Source organism: Bacillus cereus group sp. N6, from assembly GCF_016483705.1.
In the GTDB taxonomy this organism is placed as follows: Bacteria; Bacillota; Bacilli; order Bacillales; family Bacillaceae_G; genus Bacillus_A; species Bacillus_A wiedmannii.
Genome location: NZ_JAEHBI010000239.1, coordinates 1 through 355, shown reverse-complemented (window position 1 = coordinate 355; position 355 = coordinate 1). Strand labels below are relative to the sequence as shown.

Sequence of the window (355 nt, the reverse complement as noted above, 5' to 3'; positions counted from 1 at the left end):
AGGCCAAATACATGTTTCCGATTTGAAAACATGAAAAAAAATACTCCAATAAGAGAAAGAATCTATATAAAATAGAGAAATTCTCTTATGAAGTCGTGCTATTCCAAGGAACCGTTCCGGTTTCTATAACCTGGCCTATCGCTTGTAAGACAGATTGTTTTTGTTTTTTCATGGTACTCATAAAGCTTCGTATCTGACAAAAAGATTCTGCGCCTTTCTTACTTCGGAAAGTCCCAGACACTTTCTGTTTTACTTTCGTCATTCGAATATCCCGTTCCGCTTGATTGTTATCAAATGGAATGTCTGGATGTTCTAAGAATGCTAGAATTCTGTCAGCATATTTAACGAACCGCTT

General features: G+C 36.3%; 1 protein-coding gene. It reads right to left on the bottom strand.

All coding sequences use genetic code 11. The annotated features are described in order from the left end of the window. Positions 1-85 precede the first annotated feature (85 nt). On the bottom strand, positions 86-355 hold a 270-nt coding region (locus JDS99_RS31120), incomplete at its 5' end, for an IS66 family transposase (protein ID WP_199696514.1).